Origin of the sequence: Mycolicibacterium sp. MU0053 (genome assembly GCF_963378095.1) — a bacterium.
In the GTDB taxonomy this organism is placed as follows: domain Bacteria; phylum Actinomycetota; class Actinomycetes; order Mycobacteriales; family Mycobacteriaceae; genus Mycobacterium; species Mycobacterium burgundiense.
The window spans coordinates 4,490,182-4,506,011 of sequence record NZ_OY726397.1 but is presented as its reverse complement, the minus strand read 5'-3'; the positions used below and the strand labels follow the sequence as shown (position 1 = coordinate 4,506,011).

The window sequence follows — 15,830 nt, the reverse complement described above, 5'->3', positions numbered from 1 at the left end:
CTGTGTAGGCAGGCGATATTTCATCGGTGTTACTGGGCCATTGCGCCGACGTGTGGATTCAGCCGACCCGGGTGGCGTGCACCACAGTGAACGGCAGATGGACCCGTCCGTCGTCGATCAACGGCAGGATCACCGCGGCCCGCTCGGCCATCTCGCGCATCTGCTCGTGGCCGGGGGCCGAGTCGTCGGACAGTTGGGCCGGCTGGGCCTCGGTCACGGCGGTGAATCCGGCGACGGTGCCCAGATACGTCGTGGGTCCCAGGAAGTCGATTCGCCAGCCGTTGCGGTGCAGGGTGTCGCGCAGGGTGTCCTCGGGTACCGGCATCGGGGCCGGCACCCCGTTGACGGTGCCGCCGGCGAAGCAGTACACGAACCACCGCGCGTTCGGGCGGGTGGCGCGGTGCAGGCCCGCGGCGTAGGCGTCGCGGCCGTCGTCGTCGAGGCAATGCATCAGCGCGCTGTCGATCACGGTGTCGAACCGGCCGTCGTAGCCGGTCAAATCGGTGGCGTCGGCGACGCCGAAGGTCACCGACGCGCCCGCGTCGGCGGCCCGCTGCCGGGCTTGGTCGATGGCGGCGGGCGAGCCGTCCAGACCGGTTACCAGGTGGCCGCGGGAGGCCAGGAAGATCGCGTTGTCGCCGAGGCCGCAGCCGATGTCGAGGACTTCACCGGAGATCGCGCCGAGCGCCTCGAGTTCCATCAGCCGCGGTTGCGCCTGCCCGATGTCCCACGGGATGGCGCCGGGCGGTGGTCCGCCCTCGAATGCGGGCTCGCCGCGGTAGAGCCGGTCGAAGGATTCGCGGTCGGGCCGGACGGTTTCGGGGGTACTGTCACTCACTTCATCCAAGGTACCCCGCGCTACCAGACGTCGCCGCCGCGCCAATCACAGACCAGCTCGGTGTCGATGTCCAGCGGAGTGTCGGTGGCCAACACGAAGACGCAGCCGTCGTCGTCGGCGGTACGGGCAATCCCGTTGGGCCCCAACGCCGCAGTCGTTCCGGCCCAGCGCTGCCAGCCCCGCGCCAGATAGAAGCCCGGCGCGTCGTCGGTGGCGCTCAGCGCGCCGAGTTGGTACGCGCCGCGGATCACCTGCTCGGCGGCGTCCATGATCGCCGCGCCCAGCCCGTGGCCGCGCCACTCGGCGCGCACCGCCACGGCCTCGACGTACCCGCAGCGCAGGGCGGCAGCGCGGTACAGCAGGCGACGCTGCACCACCGCGGCGTGCGCCAGCAACTCGCCGCGGTGCCACACGAGCGCGTGCATGCCGCCCAGGGTGTGGTCCCAGTCGTCGTCGGTGAAGTCGCCGTCGAAGGCGTCGGTCAGCAGCCGCCGCGCGGCGTCGCGGGCTTCCGGATCCAGGTCGGCGGTGTGCACCAACCGAGCGGTCAGAACCTGGGGGTACACCCCTTCGTTCTATCCCATATCGGCCGCAGTTACGAGCCCTGGAGGCTCAGCCGCGCGGCCGGGCCCAGTGCAATCGGACCGGCTGACCGGGACGGAGCTGGGCCACCTTGTCGACATCCTCTTCGATGATCACCCCGGCGACCGGATAGCCGCCGGTCACGGGGTGGTCGGGCCCCAGGATCACCGGCAGCCCGTTGGGCGGCACCTGGATCGCGCCGCGGGTGGCGCCCTCCGACGGCAGGTGCCCGTCGGGCCAGCGCCAGCGCATCGGCGTTCCGGTCAGCCGCATGCCGACCCGGTCGCTGCGATCCGAGGTCACCCAGACCGTGCGTACCAGCGCGTCGGGGTCGACGAACCAGTCGGTGCGCGGCCCGGGGACGACGCGCAACTCCAGCAGTTGATCCGCGATGGCGGCGACGGGTGCCTGGTCGAGTTCGGGGTATTCGTCGGTGCGCGCGCCGACGTCCAGGATGTCCCCGCGCTGCAGCGGACGCGGCCCGATCGCCGACATCACGTCATAGCTGCGCGACCCGAGCACCGGCTCGACGTCGATGCCGCCGCGGACCGCGAGATAGGAACGCATCCCCGCGTACGGGGTGCCCAAGGTGATGACGTCCCCGTCGCGGGCATGGCAAATGCTGTTGGTGCCGAACAGTTTTCCGTTGAGCATCGGGTCGGTGTCGGCGCCGGTCACGGCGATCTCGGCGTCACCACCGCGGACGCGGGCCACCAGTCCGCCGAGGGTGACCTCGACGGTCGCGCGGTCGTCGGGGTTGGCGACGAGACGGTTGGCCAAGGTGTGCGAGCGCCGGTCGGCGGCCCCGGAGCGGCTGACCCCCAAGTGCGCCTTACCGGTCCGGCCGAGATCCTCGACCAGAGCCAGCGGCCCGGTGTGCATGATCTCCAATGTCGTCATGTCGTCTCCTCATACCGCCCGGAACTGCACCCACATCCCGGGCCGCAACAGCGCGGGCTCGGGCCGTTCGACGTCCCACAGCACCGCATCGGTGTGCCCGATCAGTTGCCAGCCGCCCGGGGACTCCCGCGGATAGACACCGCTGAATTCGCCGGCCAGGCCGACCGCGCCGGCCGGCACCTTGGTGCGCGGTTCGTCGCGGCGCGGCACCTGCAGGCGCCGGTCGCCGCCGATGAGGTAGCTGAATCCGGGGGCGAAGCCACCGAACCCAACCCGCCACAGGGAACCGGTGTGTGCGGCGATGACCCCCACCGGATCCAGCCCGGACAACCGTCCCACCTCGACCAGATCCGCACCGTCGTACACCACATCGATGACGACATCCGCTTTGCCGCCGGGCGGTTCGGTCGGCTGTTCCTGGACCGATACCGGCAGCCGCTCCAGCCGCTGGCGGGTCGGCGCCTGATAGCGCGGACCGTCCAGCTTCACCAGGACGGTGCGATAGGCCGGCACGATGTCGAGGACACCGGGCAGCCCCGCGCTCGTCAGCGCGGCCGTCCAGGCCAGCACCTCGGCGGTACTGTCGCACTCGATGAGCAGGGCACAGTCGCCGTAATCGCGCACCACGGCCTTCCCGGAAGCCCTGACTCCATGATCTACAGAGACGCTCATGACCTAACGTTACCGCCGAGTAGCCTTGGTGTCCCGTGGCTTTACGGCCCCGCCAGAGGAGCCTTAGCAACGGCTCAGAGCCTGGGAGATTTCACAACATCGGCTGGTATGTGGGTTCGCGCCGTTTGATGTAACCGATCACCTGATAGGTCACCGGCAGGATCACCACCTCCACGATGGTCTTGTAGAACCAGCCGATCGCGGTGTACACCGCGAAGTCGCGAAAGGTGTTGATACCGATCGCGCTTGCCGCGATCGCGCAGAACACCAGTGTGTCGCCGAGCTGGCCGATCACGGTCGATCCGATCAGCCGCGCCCACAGGTGTTTCTCCTTGGTGCGTTCCTTGATCTTGACGACGACCCACGCGTTGAGGGTCTGCCCCACCAAGAAGCCGGCCATGCCGGCAACGATCAGCTGGGTGTAGGCGTGCACGACGGTTTCCAGCGCCGCCTGGTGCTCGTAGAACTCGGCTGCCGGCAGATACAGCGTCACCCAGAACACCGCGGCGGCGAGCGCGTTCATGCCGAACCCCAGGAACACCGCGCGCCGGGCCGCTTTGAAGCCGTACACCTCGGAGAGCACGTCGCCGATGATGTAGGTCAGCGGAAACACCAGGAAGCCGCCGTCGGTGATGATCGGTCCGAATTCGACGCCCTTGGTGGCGGTCACGTTGGAGATGATCACCAGTGCGGTGAAGACCGCGACCAGGATCGGGTAGTACACCGAGCCGACCCTGGCGTAGCCGGTGGGTTCTGGTGGGTGGTTCACCGGCCCATCCAAGCAGATGGGTCGACGCGGGTTAAGCCAGTGCCGCGGCCAGCAGCGGCGGCAACTGCTCGGCCACCACCGGGTAGGACAGCACCGAGCTGAAGGCGATCGCCCCGGCCAGCTCCTTGCCGGTGAACACGTTGCGGTTCTCCCGGGTGGCGCGCAGCGCCGCGATGTTGGGGTCGGCCAGCAGCTTGGCCCGATCCTCGTCGCTCTCGGTGCTCCAGATCAGCACGTCGGCGTCGTCGAGCACGGGGCCGATCTCGGGCAGCGGGATGAAGGCGCGGTTGTCGTGTTCGCGGGCGAACGGTGCCAGGCTGTCCGGGATGGTGAAGCCCAGCTGGGTCAGGAAGTCGGTCCGCCAGTCCGGCCGCTTGGCGATCACGCTGTTCTCCCAGTAGGTGCTGCCCTGCAGCAGCAGCACCTTCTTGTCCTTGAACTCCGGATGGGCCGCGCCGGCGGCGGTGAACCCGTCGTCGACCCCGGCGATCAGCGCGGTCATCTGATCGGCGGCGAAGACGGCCCGGCCGATGGTGGCGGCCTGGTCCTTCCAGGGTTCGAAGAACGGCGCGGCCCCCGACTGCGGGACGGTGGGGGCGATCGCCGACAGCCGCTGGTAGGTGTCCTCGTCGCAGCCCGCGTTGATCGCGACGATGAGATCCGGTGTCAGCGCCGCGATCTGGTCCACGTCGATGCCCTCGGCCAGGCTCAGCAGCGTCGGCTGGGCCCCACCGAGCGCGGCCTGCGCCCACGGCCACACCGCGAACGGCTGCTCACCCCACCACTCGGTGGTCGCGATCGGCACCGACCCGACGGCCAGCAGGCTGTCCTGTTCGGTGAAGCCCGCGCTGACCACCCGCGTCGGTCGTGCCGGGATGGTGGTTTCACCGAACGCGTGGGTGATGGTGACTGCGGCGCCGGCCTCGGATTTCGGATCCGATGAGCACGCCGTTGCGACCGCCAGTCCCGCGGCGCCGGCCAGCGCAAAGAATCCCCGCCGCGTGCACTGTGTTCGCATTGGGCGAGAGTAATCGCCCAGCTCAGGTCGCCGTGGAGAAACTGCCGAAGAGGATGGATGTTCACCACGGTCGCCGAACCGGTTGTGCTCAGCGGGAAGCTATTCGGCGCGCGCCAGGCGTTTGTTGAGCAGTCGGATCAGCCAGGCCGGACTGAACCGCGATCCCGTCGCAAACGCCTTGGACTGGGCGCCCACCGGAAAGTGCACCTGATGCAGCGCGCGGCGGATCGCCGACGGTTCGACCGCCGCGATGATCGCCTCGGCGACTTCGGTGGCGGTGAGATTGATGCCCAGCGAGGCGGTGGTGCCGGTGCTGATGTCGTGGGTCATGGCGGTTTGCACGTACAACGGCCACATCGAGATCACCCGGATGCCTTGCGGCCCCCATTCCAAGTCCAGGGCCTCGGTCATGGCCCGCACGAAGAACTTGGTGGCGCTGTACACCGCGAGTTCGGCCTGGCCGTAAATCGCCGAGGCCGAGGCCAGGTTGACCACCACCGAACCGGGGGTGCGGCGCAGATGGGGGTGGGCCGCGTACAGGCCGTTGATCACGCCCTTGCAGTTGATGTCGATCATCTTGTGCTGCAACGCGACGTCGGTCTGCTCGAATCGGCCGGCGACCAGGATGCCGGCGTTGTTGATCAGCACGTCAAGCCGGTCGTCGGCGGCGGCGACGAATTCGGTTAGCCGGGTGGTCATCTCGTCGTTGTCGGTGACGTCGAGATGCCCGGTGATCGCCTTGGCGCCGAGCGTCGTGATCTCGTCGCGCAGCGACGCCAACCCGTCCTCGTCGATGTCGTAGCCGCCGACGGTGTAGCCCTTGGCGGCGAACTTGAGTGCGGTGGCGCGGCCGATGCCGGCGGCGGCGCCGGTGATGAAGACAGATTTAGCCATGTCTCATCATGACGCACCCGGTTCGGGTCAGCGGCCCCACTCGAAGCAGCCGATGCCCGGCACGCACCCGCCACCGCCACCCCAGCCGCCGTGGCCACAGATGCCGTTGGAGGTGCAACCCTCGCCGCCGCCGGGGCCGCCGTGGCCGCAGGTCCCATCCGGTGTGCACCCGCTGGCATCGCCTGGGCTCGCCGGCAACGGTGCTGCGGCGGCAACCGGTGCGACGGCGATGGCCGTGGCGGCAGCAGTCGCCAGCACCAGCGACGCCAGGAAACTCAAGGTCGGCTTCATGTTCCTCTGGTTCTACCATCGGAACCCCTCGACAGTTCACGCTTTGCCGTTGCGCTCCCGGTGCTTGCACCCGGGCCAGCAGCAGGGGCGACGCATGCCCTCCTCGAGTTCCTCCTGGGTGCGCCGGATCCGGCGTTCCCGGGTGGCCTGTTGTTTGGCGTCCTCGACCCAGCAGATGAATTCGTTGCGGGCCAGCGGGGTGATGTCCGTCCAGGCGGCCAGCGCGGTGGTGTTGGCGATCAACGCCGTTCGCAAGTCTGCGGGCAACTTGTGCACCACGCCACCGGGGACTCGGGGGCTGCTCATCCGGTCAGGATAAACCGGGATCCTGCGGTGCATCGAGATTGAGCCGGCGCTCGAGTATCTCGAGCCCCGCGGAGATCGGGTCCCCCGGCATCGGGGTGCCATCGGCGCAGGACAACAACACTCCGACGATCGCGCCGGCGAGCACCCGGCGCTCGAAGTCGCCGATGGTGTCGGGAATCCGGGCCTTGGCGGCCTCGGCGATCAGCCCGATCAGCCGAACGTAGTGCGAGTAGAGGATCCCGCGAGCCTCCGGGATGGAGTACATCAACTGTTGGCCCCGGATGGCGTTGTCGCGCTCCTCCGCCGTGAGCGCCGCGAATGTGCTCAGCACCGCGTGCTTGTACGCCGCGATGAGCGGCAGGTCGGCGGGGGCGGCGACGAACGCGTCGATGATCGGCGGGATCAAGTCGTCGTCGATCAGGACATATTCCTTGGCCGGGAAGTACCGGAAGAAGGTCCGGGGGGAGACGTCGGCGGCCTCGGCGATCTGCTCGACGGTGGTGTTGGGATACCCGTTCTCCTCGAACAGCCGAAAGGCCTCCCGTCGCATCGCCTCGCGGGTCCTGACCTTTTTGCGCTCGCGAAGGCCGGGCTTCTCGCTGGCATCCATGCCTGTGATTCTTCCAGTTGTGGTGTCGGGACGGGGAGGCGCCCGCGCGCCGGCGGGCACACCCGCCGACGACCGCCGGATTTCACCTGCGCGGTGGGGCAAGAACTTTCATCGCAGCGCGCATCACCGGTTCCGGAACCCGGTCCTTGGCCGACAACATCGCGTCGGCGGCGCGGCCGCGCAGCGGTGTGCCACGGCCGAACCACCGGTTCAGAGCGCCGCCGGAGGGTTCGAGTTCGACGTGCAGCGGTGGGGCGCCGTCGGCGGCCCCGAGCGCGCGGGCGATCACCATCCGCTGGATCTCGCTGGTGCCCTCGAAGATGGTGTAGAGCTTGGCGTCGCGGTACCACTTCTCCACCGGGTGGTCGGTGATGTAGCCCCAGCCGCCCAGGGTCTGGATGGCCCTTTCGGTCGCCTTGACCGCGACCTCGCTGGCGGCGAGCTTGGACATCGAGCCCTCGCCGCGATCGAACGCCACCCCGGTGGCCGCCATCCAGGACGCGCGCCAGGTGAGTAGGCGAGCAGCGTCGATCTGGGTGGCCAGGTCGGCAATCGGGAAGGAGATGCCTTGATTGTCGATGATCGGCGCCCCGAAGGCCTCGCGCCGATTCGCGTACTCGGTCATGTATTCCAGTGCGGCGCGGGCGATCCCGAGCGCCTGCGCGGCGACCATCGGGCGGGTTTGCTCGAAGGTGCCCAGCGCCGCGGACCCGGACTTGGCGCCGCCGGCCACCACCTCGCGGGCCCGGGCCAACTTGTGCTCCAGCTTCTCCGCACCGCCCAGCAGGTTCTCCGCGGGTATCCGCACGTCGGTGAAGCTCAGCTCCGCGGTGTGCGACGCGCGACAGCCCAGCTTGTCGAGTTTGCGCACCAACTCCAGACCCGGGGTGCCACCGGGCACCACGAACAACGCTTGGCCGCGGTGCCCGAGTTCGGCGTCGACCACGGCGTTGACCACGTGAACGTTGGCGATCCCGCCGTTGCCGATCCACATCTTGTGACCGTTGATCACCCAGTCGGCGTCGGGGCCGGGGCCGGCGCGTCGGGCCGTGGTGCGCAGGTTGCGGACGTCGCTGCCGCCCTCGGGTTCGGAGATGGCCAGCGCGGCCAGCTTCAGGTCACCGGGGGCGCCGAAGCACTCGGGCGCCCACTGCAGCATCTGTTCGGGGGAAGCGGCCTGACCGATGGCCGACAGCGCCAGGGCCGGCATCACGATGGCCAGGCCGATGCCCGCGCAGCCCCAGAACAGCTCTTCCATGAACATCGGCAGCGACAACCCGGTGGGGTCGCCGATCAGGTCCCGATAGAACAGCGGGCTGTAGAACCCGCGCTCGGCGGCCTCCTCGAGCACCGGCCAGGGAAATTCCTGACGTTGGTCATAGTCGAGCGCGACCGGACGAATCACCTGCTCGGCGAACTCGTGGGTGCGCCGAGCCAGATCGTGCTGAGCGGCGGTGGGCCGCAGATCGAAGCTCACAGGCAGCGGGTTAACCCGCTACCGCGAGGTCGAAACGTACTCAGCCCTGTTCGGCGAGCAACTGGCCCATCCGCGGGATCAGGGCCTGCAGGGCCTTCAAGGGCCGCACCATCACCTTGAACGACGTGATCTTGTCGTCGTCGTTCCAGGCGATCATGTCGATGCCCTCCACCACGGTGCCGTCGAGATCGGCGGTGAACTGCAAAACCGCCGATCGCTCGTTGTACCAGTGCTCGAGATAGCGGAAGTCGGCGGCACCGAAGACCTTCTCGGCGGCCAGCAGGTAGGCGATGGTCTTGTCCCGGCCGGCCTGCGGGGTGAAGACCGCGGGGGAGTAGAAGACGGCGTTCTCGTCCAGCAGATCGGCCAGGGTGGCGGTATCGCCGCTGGACATGAAATCCAGCCAGCGGGCGATCACCGGCGGGGGCGTGGCGTGCGGTGCAGTCATGTCGGCAGATTACGGGAGAGGGTGCAGCGCTCAGCTGATCGACCACATCTCCAACAACGCGCGCAACGTGGACACCAACGACAACGGCTGGTCCAGCATCGGATGATGTCCGGCCTCGGGCAGCTCGATGAATGGGCCGCGCAGTTGCAGCATCTCCCGGATCCGGTTCGCCATGTCCACGTCGATCGAACCGTACTCACAACGCAAATAGGCGATGCGGCAGGGCATCTGGGCGAAGATGTGCTCCATGGTGTCGGCTTCACCAGGGCCTTCCGAAACCCAGCGTCCCTGGAAGATGGCCGGATCGAACTTCCATCGCCAGTGCAGGCCCTTGCGTCGCACCGACTCGATCGCGATGTGGTTTGCGATGAAGGGCAGGATCACCTCCTGGCCGGGGACCGGCCGGAACCGCGACACGATCGCTTCCCGCGTCAGGTGCCCCTCGTGCCGGCCAACTCGTCGGAGGTGGTCGGCCTCGGGTGCGCGGTCCCGCAGTGGGGAGTCGAGCACCACGATCCCGTCGATCTTGGCGCCGTCGCGGGTCGCGGCGGTGCCGGTGACCCAACCGCCCATGCTGTGGCCGACGATCACCGGGCGGATCGACGGGTTCGCGGCGGCGGCCACGGCCAGCACCTCGCGCGACCAGACCCCCAGGCCGTACCGGGACCGGGTCTCGCTGTCGCCGTGGCCGCTCAGATCGGGCGCGACGACATGATGTGTGGCGGCGAAGAACGGGGCGATGTGGTCCCACCAGCCGGAGTGCGCACCACCGCCGTGGACGAGCACCAGCACGGGCAACCCCGGCTCGCCCCAGGACCGACAGGCGATTCGACAGCCCTCGACCTCGACATCGAAGCGGGTCGGCCGGACGTCCAGCGCCCGCTGAAACCAGGAGGGTGGTGCGAGGTTCTTGCTCGGGTTCGTCGACATGGTGCCAATCTCGCCGGTGCGCTCGCCGCGATGAAGGAGGCTCTGGTGGGAAGAATTATTCACCGTGCCACGGGCGCGGCCGCAGCCGCATCGCGCCCTCTACTAAAGTAGAGACAATTTCGGCGCAACGGCGCTGGACAACGGCTTGAGGAGTCACATGGGCGCACAAATCGCACTCGACGGGCGCCGGGTGCTCATCACCGGCGGGGGCCAGGGCGTCGGGCGTGGCCTGGCGCTGACCTTCGCGGCCGCCGGCGCCGAGGTCCTGGTCAACGATTTGCGGGCCGAACGCGCGCAGGTGGTCGTCGACGAGATCGAGGAACATGGCGGCAGCGCCGGCGCAGTGCCCTTCGACGTCACCGACTACGACGCGGTGAGCGCCGCCGTCGCGACGGCGGGGCCCGTCGACATCCTGATCAACAACGCGGGCAACGCCGGCGCGGAAGGGTTCGCGTATCGCGGCCGTTTTTCCGAGTCCGACCCGGCGGACTGGGAATCATTCCTGCGGGTCAACCTGTACGGGGTGCTGCACTGCACCCGCGCGGTGCTGCCCGCGATGGTCGACAACGCCTGGGGGCGCATCGTCACCATCGTTTCCGACGCGGGCCGGACCGGTGATCCGGGCGGTGCCGTCTACGGCGCGGCCAAGGCCGGCGCCGCGGGGCTCACTCGGTCCGTCGCGTTGGAGAACGGCCGCTACGGCATCACCGCCAACAACATCTCGCTGGGCACCATGCGCACCCCGCTGACCGAAGCGCTGTGGGCCGAGCACGGCGATTCCCCGCAGGCCAAGGCGATCCTGCAGAACTACGCGATCCGCCGGCCCGGGGTGCCCGACGACGTCACCCATCTCGCCCTGGTGCTGGCCAGCGAGCACGGTTCCTGGATCACCGGGCAGACCATCTGCGCCAACGGCGGTTACTCGCTGGCGCTTTAGGTGTAATGGCCAGGGAGGTTGTGAACGGCGTGGTGCGCGGAAGTAGGTGAGGACCTCCGGTATCGGTGTGGTTACCACACACACGCCGATCACCAGGAGGTCCTCGTGTCCCACGCTAATGCTTCGCTGACCCCGAAGGGGCGATTGAAACTCGCCAAGCTGATTGTCGATGAGGGTTGGTCGATCCGACGTGCTGCTGAGCGGTTCCAGTGCTCACCGGCCACAGCGAAGAAGTGGGCCGATCGCTACCGGGTCGGTGGCGCGGAGGCGATGTTCGACCGACCCAGCCGTCCGCGCCACAGCCCCAACCGGCTGCCGGCACGTCGGGAGCGTCGGATCGTCAAGCTGCGCTTCACCCGCCGCTGGGGGCCCGATCGGATCGCCGCACACCTGCACGTGCCGCGATCAACGGTGCAGGCGGTGCTCAAGCGCTACAAGATGCCCCTGTTGAGGCACCTGGATCAGGCCACCGGCCTGCCGGTACGCCGCCCGAAGCCCAACCGCTACGAGCACGCGGCGCCGGGCGATCTGGTGCACGTGGACATCAAAAAGCTCGGCCGTATCCCCGATGGTGGTGGGCACCGCAAGCTCGGCCGGCAAGCGGGGCGCAAAACCCGCAGCGGGATGGGCTACGCCTACCTGCACCACGCGGTCGACGACCACAGCCGACTGGCCTACTCCGAAGAACTCGACGACGAACGCAAGGAGACCGCCGCAGCGTTCTGGCGCAACGCCAACGCCTTCTTCGTAGACCATGGCATCATCGTTCGGCGCGTCCTCACTGACAACGGATCATGTTACCGCTCAAAGTGTTTCGCCGAAGCACTAGGCGATGTGATCACGCACAAGCGAACCCGACCGTATCGGCCGCAGACCAACGGCAAGGTGGAACGCTTCAACCGCACCCTGGCCGCCGAATGGGCCTACGCCCAGACCTACCGGTCCAACGACGCCCGCGCGCAGACCTACCAAGATTGGCTGCATCACTACAATCACCACCGACCCCACACCGGTATCGGAGGAAAGACCCCCATCGAGCGCCTACGCGTTCACAACCTGCCTGGTCATTACATTTAGGGCACCTGGGGTTTGATCTCCTCGATGACCCACTGCGCGTAGTCGAGGTACTCGTCGACCCCGCGCACCGGTGGCAGCGGCACCGCGCTGACCGTCACGCCCTGTTCGGCGAGCCAGCCCAACCGGTCGACGATCTCGGCGGCGTTCATGCCGGGCCGGCCGTGTGGGTCGTCGCGAACCTCATGGCCCTCGCCGACCCGACCGGTGCCCAACCCATGCACCACGTCGAAGGCCCGGCCGTCGTAATCCGGCTGGGACTTGATGAAGTTCACCCGCTCGGCGATCTGTTCGGGCGGTGTCAGGAACGACCACCATCCGGAGGCGTATTTGGCGGCGCGGCGCAGTGCGCCGTCGGCGTCGCCGCCGATCCAGATGGGCAGGTGCGGCTTCTGCACCGGCTTCGGCTCGAAGGCGACGTCGTCGAACGACACGTACTTGCCTTGGTAGCTTGGTGATTCGCTGGTCCACAACTCCACGATCGCGGCGAGGTACTCGTCGGCGATCCGCCCGCGTTCGTGAAACGGGACGCCGAGCAGCTCGAACTCGGGCTTGAGCCAACCCACACCGAACGTGACCATCATCCGGCCGCCGCTCATCCAGTCCGCGGTGGCCAACGATTTGGCCAGCACGATCGGGTGCTGCAGCGGCAGCACGGTGACGCAGGAGTTCAGCTTGATGTTCGATGTCGCACCGGCGAGATAGGCCTGGGCGACCGTCGACTGCAGCCAGTGCGGCCCGGACAGTTCGACATGCTCGTTGGGGATCACGAAATGCTCGGGGACAGCGATCATGTCGTAGCCCCACTCATCGGCGCATTTGGCCATCCGGGTTTGGTCGGCGCCGGTGACGGAGGCTTCCCAGGGCTGTGACATCGCCTTGATACGCAGCATGTGTGGGAGATTGAAGACGAGTTTCACTCCCTGACTCTACGATGATAGAGATTGGCGGGGCAATACCCAGGGGTTAGACTTCGTGCTCATCATGCGCAGCAAGCCCAACCCCGAGCAGCGTCGACGCGCGCTGTGTGACGCCGCGATCCGGCTGCTCGCCGAGGGCGGACTCAAGGGTGTGACGCATCTGCGGGTGGACCGCAAGGCCGGCTTTCCCGATGGCACCACGTCGTTCTACTGGCGGACGAGTTCGGCGCTGCTGCGCGCGGTCGCCGAGCGGGTCGTCGAACTCGACCTCAAGGACCTGACGGCGGCCACCCGGGCCTCGGCCGACGCGGCCGGCCCGTCGGGGCTGGCCACCCTGGTCAGCCGGTCATTGCGCGGGGCCAAGCTGCTGCGGACCAAGGCGCGCAATGAACTTGCGTTGCAGGCGGCCCGCGATCCGGAACTGGCCGCGGCGCTGCGCCGCAACGCCGACGAGTTCATGGGGCTGATCCGGGACGCCGTGCTGCGGCTGCAGCCCGGCGGCCGCCCAACCGGTCCGGGCCAGGTCGACCGACAGGCCTATGCGGTGGCAATGTTCATCGGGGGCGTGATGCAGGACGCGGCCAGCGGCGGCCGGCGCGTGCACGATGCCGCAGAGTTGGACTTCCTGATCTCCGGCATCGCCGACGGCATCCGGCGGCGGCCCTTGCCGTGAGCTGCCGCCCTACCCGGGTGCGCCCTCGGCGGCCCATTCGCCGGTGACCCGCACCTTCTGCTCCTCGATCACCTGGCTGAGATTGACCGCCTTGGCCCAGCCGTAATATGCCGCGAAATGCAGTGCCAATTCGTCCATTTCGTCGAATGACACCTCGCGGCTCTTCAGCGCGGCGTAGACGTGGCTCAGGATGGGATACGGCGCGTCCTGGAACGCGACGCACGCCACGGTCACCAACCGCCGCTCCTTCATGCCCAGGCCGGGGCGCAACCACATCTCGCCGAAAACGAAGTTCAGGATGCCCGCCCCGTGGAACGGGTGATCCCGCGGTGGCGCGAAACCCAGGCAGTTGATGTCCTTGAACGCCTGCTCGCCGACGGCCAGCCGCTGCTCCGGATCGCTGGGGGTGCTCAGCGGCAACAGCGGTTCGGGTGGCGGCACCGCCTGGCCTCGCTCGTCGTGGATGCGCTGCCACTGCTCGTCGACCGTCATGGCGAACCGGGACGCCTTCGGCCAGCCGGCGTACACCGCGAAATGTAATGCGGTCTCCTGCATTTCGCCGAACGACACATCGCCGCTGTTCAGTGCGGCGTACACGTGATCGCGCAACGGCCCTTCGGCGTCGGCGGCCGCGACGCACGGCAGCGTGATGAAACGCCGCTCCCGCCGGCTCAGGCCCGGCCGCTGCCACACCTCGGCGAAGACGAAGTCCAGCAGGCCCGCCGAGGTCGGCGTGGACTCCGCCGGGGCCGGGAAGGTCATCACGTCGGCGAAGGCCTGTCTACCGCGGTCGGTGGCCATTGTCGTCTGCTCTCTCTGCGGGCGGCGTCACCGGATGGTGACGCCGGCGTCGACCTTGAACTCCAGGCCGGTGACGTACCGGGATTCGTCGGAGACCAGGTACAGCACCGCGTTGCTGATGTCGATCGCCTCCACCATCACCACCGGCAGCGCGTTGCCGAAAATGGGTGCCAGGTCGGGGCGCTTCTCGCGCAGTAGCGCGTGCAGCGAGGGCGGCTGCATCCCGGTCTCCACCCCGGTCGGATGCACGGTGTTGACCCGAACATTCAGGGCGGCAAGCTCATTGGCCAACGCCTTGCTCATGCCGACCACGCCGTGCTTGGCCGCGGTGTACGGCGTGTGCAGCGGTGAACCCTTGATGCCGGCCGCGGAACTGATGTTGATCAGGCTGCCGCCCCGGTCCACCAAATGCGGCAGCGCGGCCGCGCAGGTGTTCCACGCCCCGATCAGGTTGACGTCGACGACGGTGCGCCACTGCTCGGAGGTGGTGGTGTCCCAGGTGCCGGCCGTCAACACCCCGGCGTTGGCCACCGCGGCATCCAGCCCGCCCATCCGCGCGACCGCATCGTCGACCGCGGTCGAGAGCGCCGTGGCGTCGCGGACGTCCACCACGTGGGTGAGCGCGCGCCGGCCTTGTTGTTCGACCAGTCGGGCGGTCTCGGCCAGGTCGTCGCGGGTGGCCAGCGGATACTCGATGTCCGGCAGCGATTCACAGATGTCGACCAGGATCAGGTCGGCGCCCTCCTCGGCCAGTCGCACCGCGTGGCTGCGGCCCATTCCCCGTGCGGCGCCGGTGATCAGGACCCGCTTGCCTGCTACCCGGCCGCTCATAGCTTGTTGCAGAAGCCGGCGTCGACGGGGAAAGTGACCCCGGTGACGTACTGGGCGGCGTCGGAGACCAGGTAGGCGATGGCCGCGCTGATGTCGTCGGGTTCCAGCAGTTGCACGGGCATCGGATTCTGCAGGTGCGGGCCGCCGTCGGGGTAGGCCTCGAGGAACGCGGTCATGGCCGGGTTGACCGCCATCATGGTGTTCACCGCGGTCGGGTGCACGGTGTTGACCCGAATGCTGTGTGGCGCCAGGGCATTGGCCAGCGTGCGCATCAGGCCGACGATGCCGTGCTTGGAGGCCGCGTAGCCCAGCCCGCCGCCCTGCATCCCGCCGAAGCCCTTCAGGCCGGCGGTCGAACTCGTGAAGACGATGGACCCGCCGCGTTGTCCGGCGACCAGATGGGGGATGGCGGCCTTGGCCGTATGGAACGCCCCGTCCAGGTTGACCCCGATCACGTCGGTCCACATCTCGAGTTCTTCTTCGATGGTCAACTCGCGGAAGGCCATCGGGGCAATGCCCGCGTTGGCGCACACGATGTCGAGGCGACCGAAGTGCTCAACCCCGGTGTCCAACGCGGCCCGCACTGCTGCGAAGTCACGGACGTCGGCGACTGTGCCGAGCATCTTGGCGCCCTGGCCTTCCACCAATGCGACGGTCTCCTCGAGTTCGTCCCGGCTGGCCATCGGGTAGCCGTTGGAGGCAATGTCGGCGCAGATGTCGACGCCGATGATGTCGGCCCCGTCGGCGGCGAGCCGGAGCGCGTGGCTGCGACCCTGCCCGCGGGCGACTCCCGTGATGAAGGCGACCTTACCGTCCAAAGAACCCATAACTTCTCGCTTCGTCGCGGGGCACGCCGGTG

General features: G+C 68.2%; 20 protein-coding genes. 3 read left to right on the top strand and 17 right to left on the bottom strand.

What is annotated here, in order from left to right; genetic code table 11:
• Positions 1-58: 58 nt before the first annotated feature.
• The 13 genes from RCP80_RS21525 to RCP80_RS21465 all read right to left on the bottom strand — a co-directional run bounded on the left by RCP80_RS21525 (position 59) and on the right by RCP80_RS21465 (position 9,735).
• Complete coding sequence (locus RCP80_RS21525) at positions 59-838, bottom strand: class I SAM-dependent methyltransferase (RefSeq protein ID WP_308479608.1); 780 nt, start codon at positions 836-838, stop codon at positions 59-61.
• A 20-nt stretch (positions 839-858) separates the two neighbouring features.
• A complete protein-coding gene (locus tag RCP80_RS21520) occupies positions 859-1,404 on the bottom strand; it encodes a GNAT family N-acetyltransferase (RefSeq protein WP_308479607.1) in 546 nt (181 codons plus the stop codon).
• 46 nt (positions 1,405-1,450) lie between these two features.
• Positions 1,451-2,320: a 5-oxoprolinase/urea amidolyase family protein gene (locus RCP80_RS21515; RefSeq protein WP_308479606.1), complete on the bottom strand. Its 870-nt coding sequence runs from the start codon at positions 2,318-2,320 to the stop codon at positions 1,451-1,453.
• Between the two features lie 9 nt (positions 2,321-2,329).
• The gene (locus RCP80_RS21510; protein ID WP_308479605.1) at positions 2,330-2,992 is read right to left on the bottom strand and encodes a 5-oxoprolinase subunit B family protein; all 663 of its coding nucleotides are present in this window, start codon (positions 2,990-2,992) and stop codon (positions 2,330-2,332) included.
• Between the two features lie 91 nt (positions 2,993-3,083).
• On the bottom strand, positions 3,084-3,761 hold the full coding sequence (locus RCP80_RS21505; protein WP_308479604.1) for a queuosine precursor transporter: 678 nt from the start codon (positions 3,759-3,761) through the stop codon (positions 3,084-3,086).
• Between the two features lie 31 nt (positions 3,762-3,792).
• On the bottom strand, positions 3,793-4,779 hold the full coding sequence (locus RCP80_RS21500; protein ID WP_308479603.1) for an ABC transporter substrate-binding protein: 987 nt from the start codon (positions 4,777-4,779) through the stop codon (positions 3,793-3,795).
• Between the two features lie 99 nt (positions 4,780-4,878).
• Positions 4,879-5,673 (bottom strand): SDR family oxidoreductase, encoded by a 795-nt coding sequence (locus tag RCP80_RS21495; protein WP_308479602.1) that lies wholly within the window; start codon positions 5,671-5,673, stop codon positions 4,879-4,881.
• 27 nt (positions 5,674-5,700) lie between these two features.
• Entirely contained in the window at positions 5,701-5,964 is a 264-nt protein-coding gene (locus RCP80_RS21490) for a PE-PGRS family protein (RefSeq protein ID WP_308479601.1), read from the bottom strand.
• A 36-nt stretch (positions 5,965-6,000) separates the two neighbouring features.
• Complete coding sequence (locus RCP80_RS21485; RefSeq protein ID WP_308479600.1) at positions 6,001-6,270, bottom strand: YdeI/OmpD-associated family protein; 270 nt, start codon at positions 6,268-6,270, stop codon at positions 6,001-6,003.
• 4 nt (positions 6,271-6,274) lie between these two features.
• Positions 6,275-6,880: a TetR family transcriptional regulator gene (locus tag RCP80_RS21480; RefSeq protein WP_308479599.1), complete on the bottom strand. Its 606-nt coding sequence runs from the start codon at positions 6,878-6,880 to the stop codon at positions 6,275-6,277.
• Between the two features lie 82 nt (positions 6,881-6,962).
• Complete coding sequence (locus RCP80_RS21475; RefSeq protein WP_308479598.1) at positions 6,963-8,357, bottom strand: acyl-CoA dehydrogenase family protein; 1,395 nt, start codon at positions 8,355-8,357, stop codon at positions 6,963-6,965.
• Positions 8,358-8,397: 40 nt separating this feature from the next.
• On the bottom strand, positions 8,398-8,805 hold the full coding sequence (locus RCP80_RS21470; protein ID WP_308479597.1) for a nuclear transport factor 2 family protein: 408 nt from the start codon (positions 8,803-8,805) through the stop codon (positions 8,398-8,400).
• A gap of 30 nt (positions 8,806-8,835) precedes the next feature.
• Complete coding sequence (locus RCP80_RS21465; RefSeq protein ID WP_308479596.1) at positions 8,836-9,735, bottom strand: alpha/beta fold hydrolase; 900 nt, start codon at positions 9,733-9,735, stop codon at positions 8,836-8,838.
• Positions 9,736-9,892: 157 nt separating this feature from the next.
• On the opposite strand from RCP80_RS21465, the gene RCP80_RS21460 reads away from it, so the two are divergent.
• Both RCP80_RS21460 and RCP80_RS21455 read left to right on the top strand, forming a co-directional pair.
• The gene (locus RCP80_RS21460; RefSeq protein ID WP_308479595.1) at positions 9,893-10,672 is read left to right on the top strand and encodes an SDR family NAD(P)-dependent oxidoreductase; all 780 of its coding nucleotides are present in this window, start codon (positions 9,893-9,895) and stop codon (positions 10,670-10,672) included.
• Positions 10,673-10,777: 105 nt separating this feature from the next.
• A complete protein-coding gene (locus tag RCP80_RS21455) occupies positions 10,778-11,749 on the top strand; it encodes an IS481 family transposase (protein WP_308479594.1) in 972 nt (323 codons plus the stop codon).
• Here RCP80_RS21455 and RCP80_RS21450 read toward each other — a convergent pair.
• Positions 11,746-12,666, bottom strand: a complete 921-nt coding sequence (locus tag RCP80_RS21450) for a TIGR03619 family F420-dependent LLM class oxidoreductase (RefSeq protein WP_308479593.1) — start codon at positions 12,664-12,666, stop codon at positions 11,746-11,748. The genes RCP80_RS21455 and RCP80_RS21450 overlap by 4 nt on opposite strands.
• A gap of 64 nt (positions 12,667-12,730) precedes the next feature.
• On the opposite strand from RCP80_RS21450, the gene RCP80_RS21445 reads away from it, so the two are divergent.
• Positions 12,731-13,339, top strand: coding sequence for a TetR/AcrR family transcriptional regulator (locus RCP80_RS21445; protein ID WP_308479592.1), 609 nt, complete (start codon positions 12,731-12,733; stop codon positions 13,337-13,339).
• Positions 13,340-13,348: 9 nt separating this feature from the next.
• Here RCP80_RS21445 and RCP80_RS21440 read toward each other — a convergent pair whose 3' ends face one another.
• Genes RCP80_RS21440 through RCP80_RS21430 form a run of 3 tightly spaced genes read right to left on the bottom strand, consistent with a single transcriptional unit; the run spans position 13,349 to position 15,798 of the window.
• Positions 13,349-14,140 carry a carboxymuconolactone decarboxylase family protein gene (locus tag RCP80_RS21440; protein ID WP_308479591.1) on the bottom strand — a complete coding sequence of 264 codons (792 nt, stop codon included), beginning with the start codon at positions 14,138-14,140 and terminating at the stop codon, positions 13,349-13,351.
• 27 nt (positions 14,141-14,167) lie between these two features.
• Entirely contained in the window at positions 14,168-14,971 is an 804-nt protein-coding gene (locus tag RCP80_RS21435) for a mycofactocin-coupled SDR family oxidoreductase (protein ID WP_308479590.1), read from the bottom strand.
• The gene (locus RCP80_RS21430) at positions 14,968-15,798 is read right to left on the bottom strand and encodes a mycofactocin-coupled SDR family oxidoreductase (RefSeq protein WP_308479589.1); all 831 of its coding nucleotides are present in this window, start codon (positions 15,796-15,798) and stop codon (positions 14,968-14,970) included. The genes RCP80_RS21435 and RCP80_RS21430 overlap by 4 nt, the downstream gene beginning before the upstream one ends.
• Positions 15,799-15,830 lie beyond the last annotated feature (32 nt).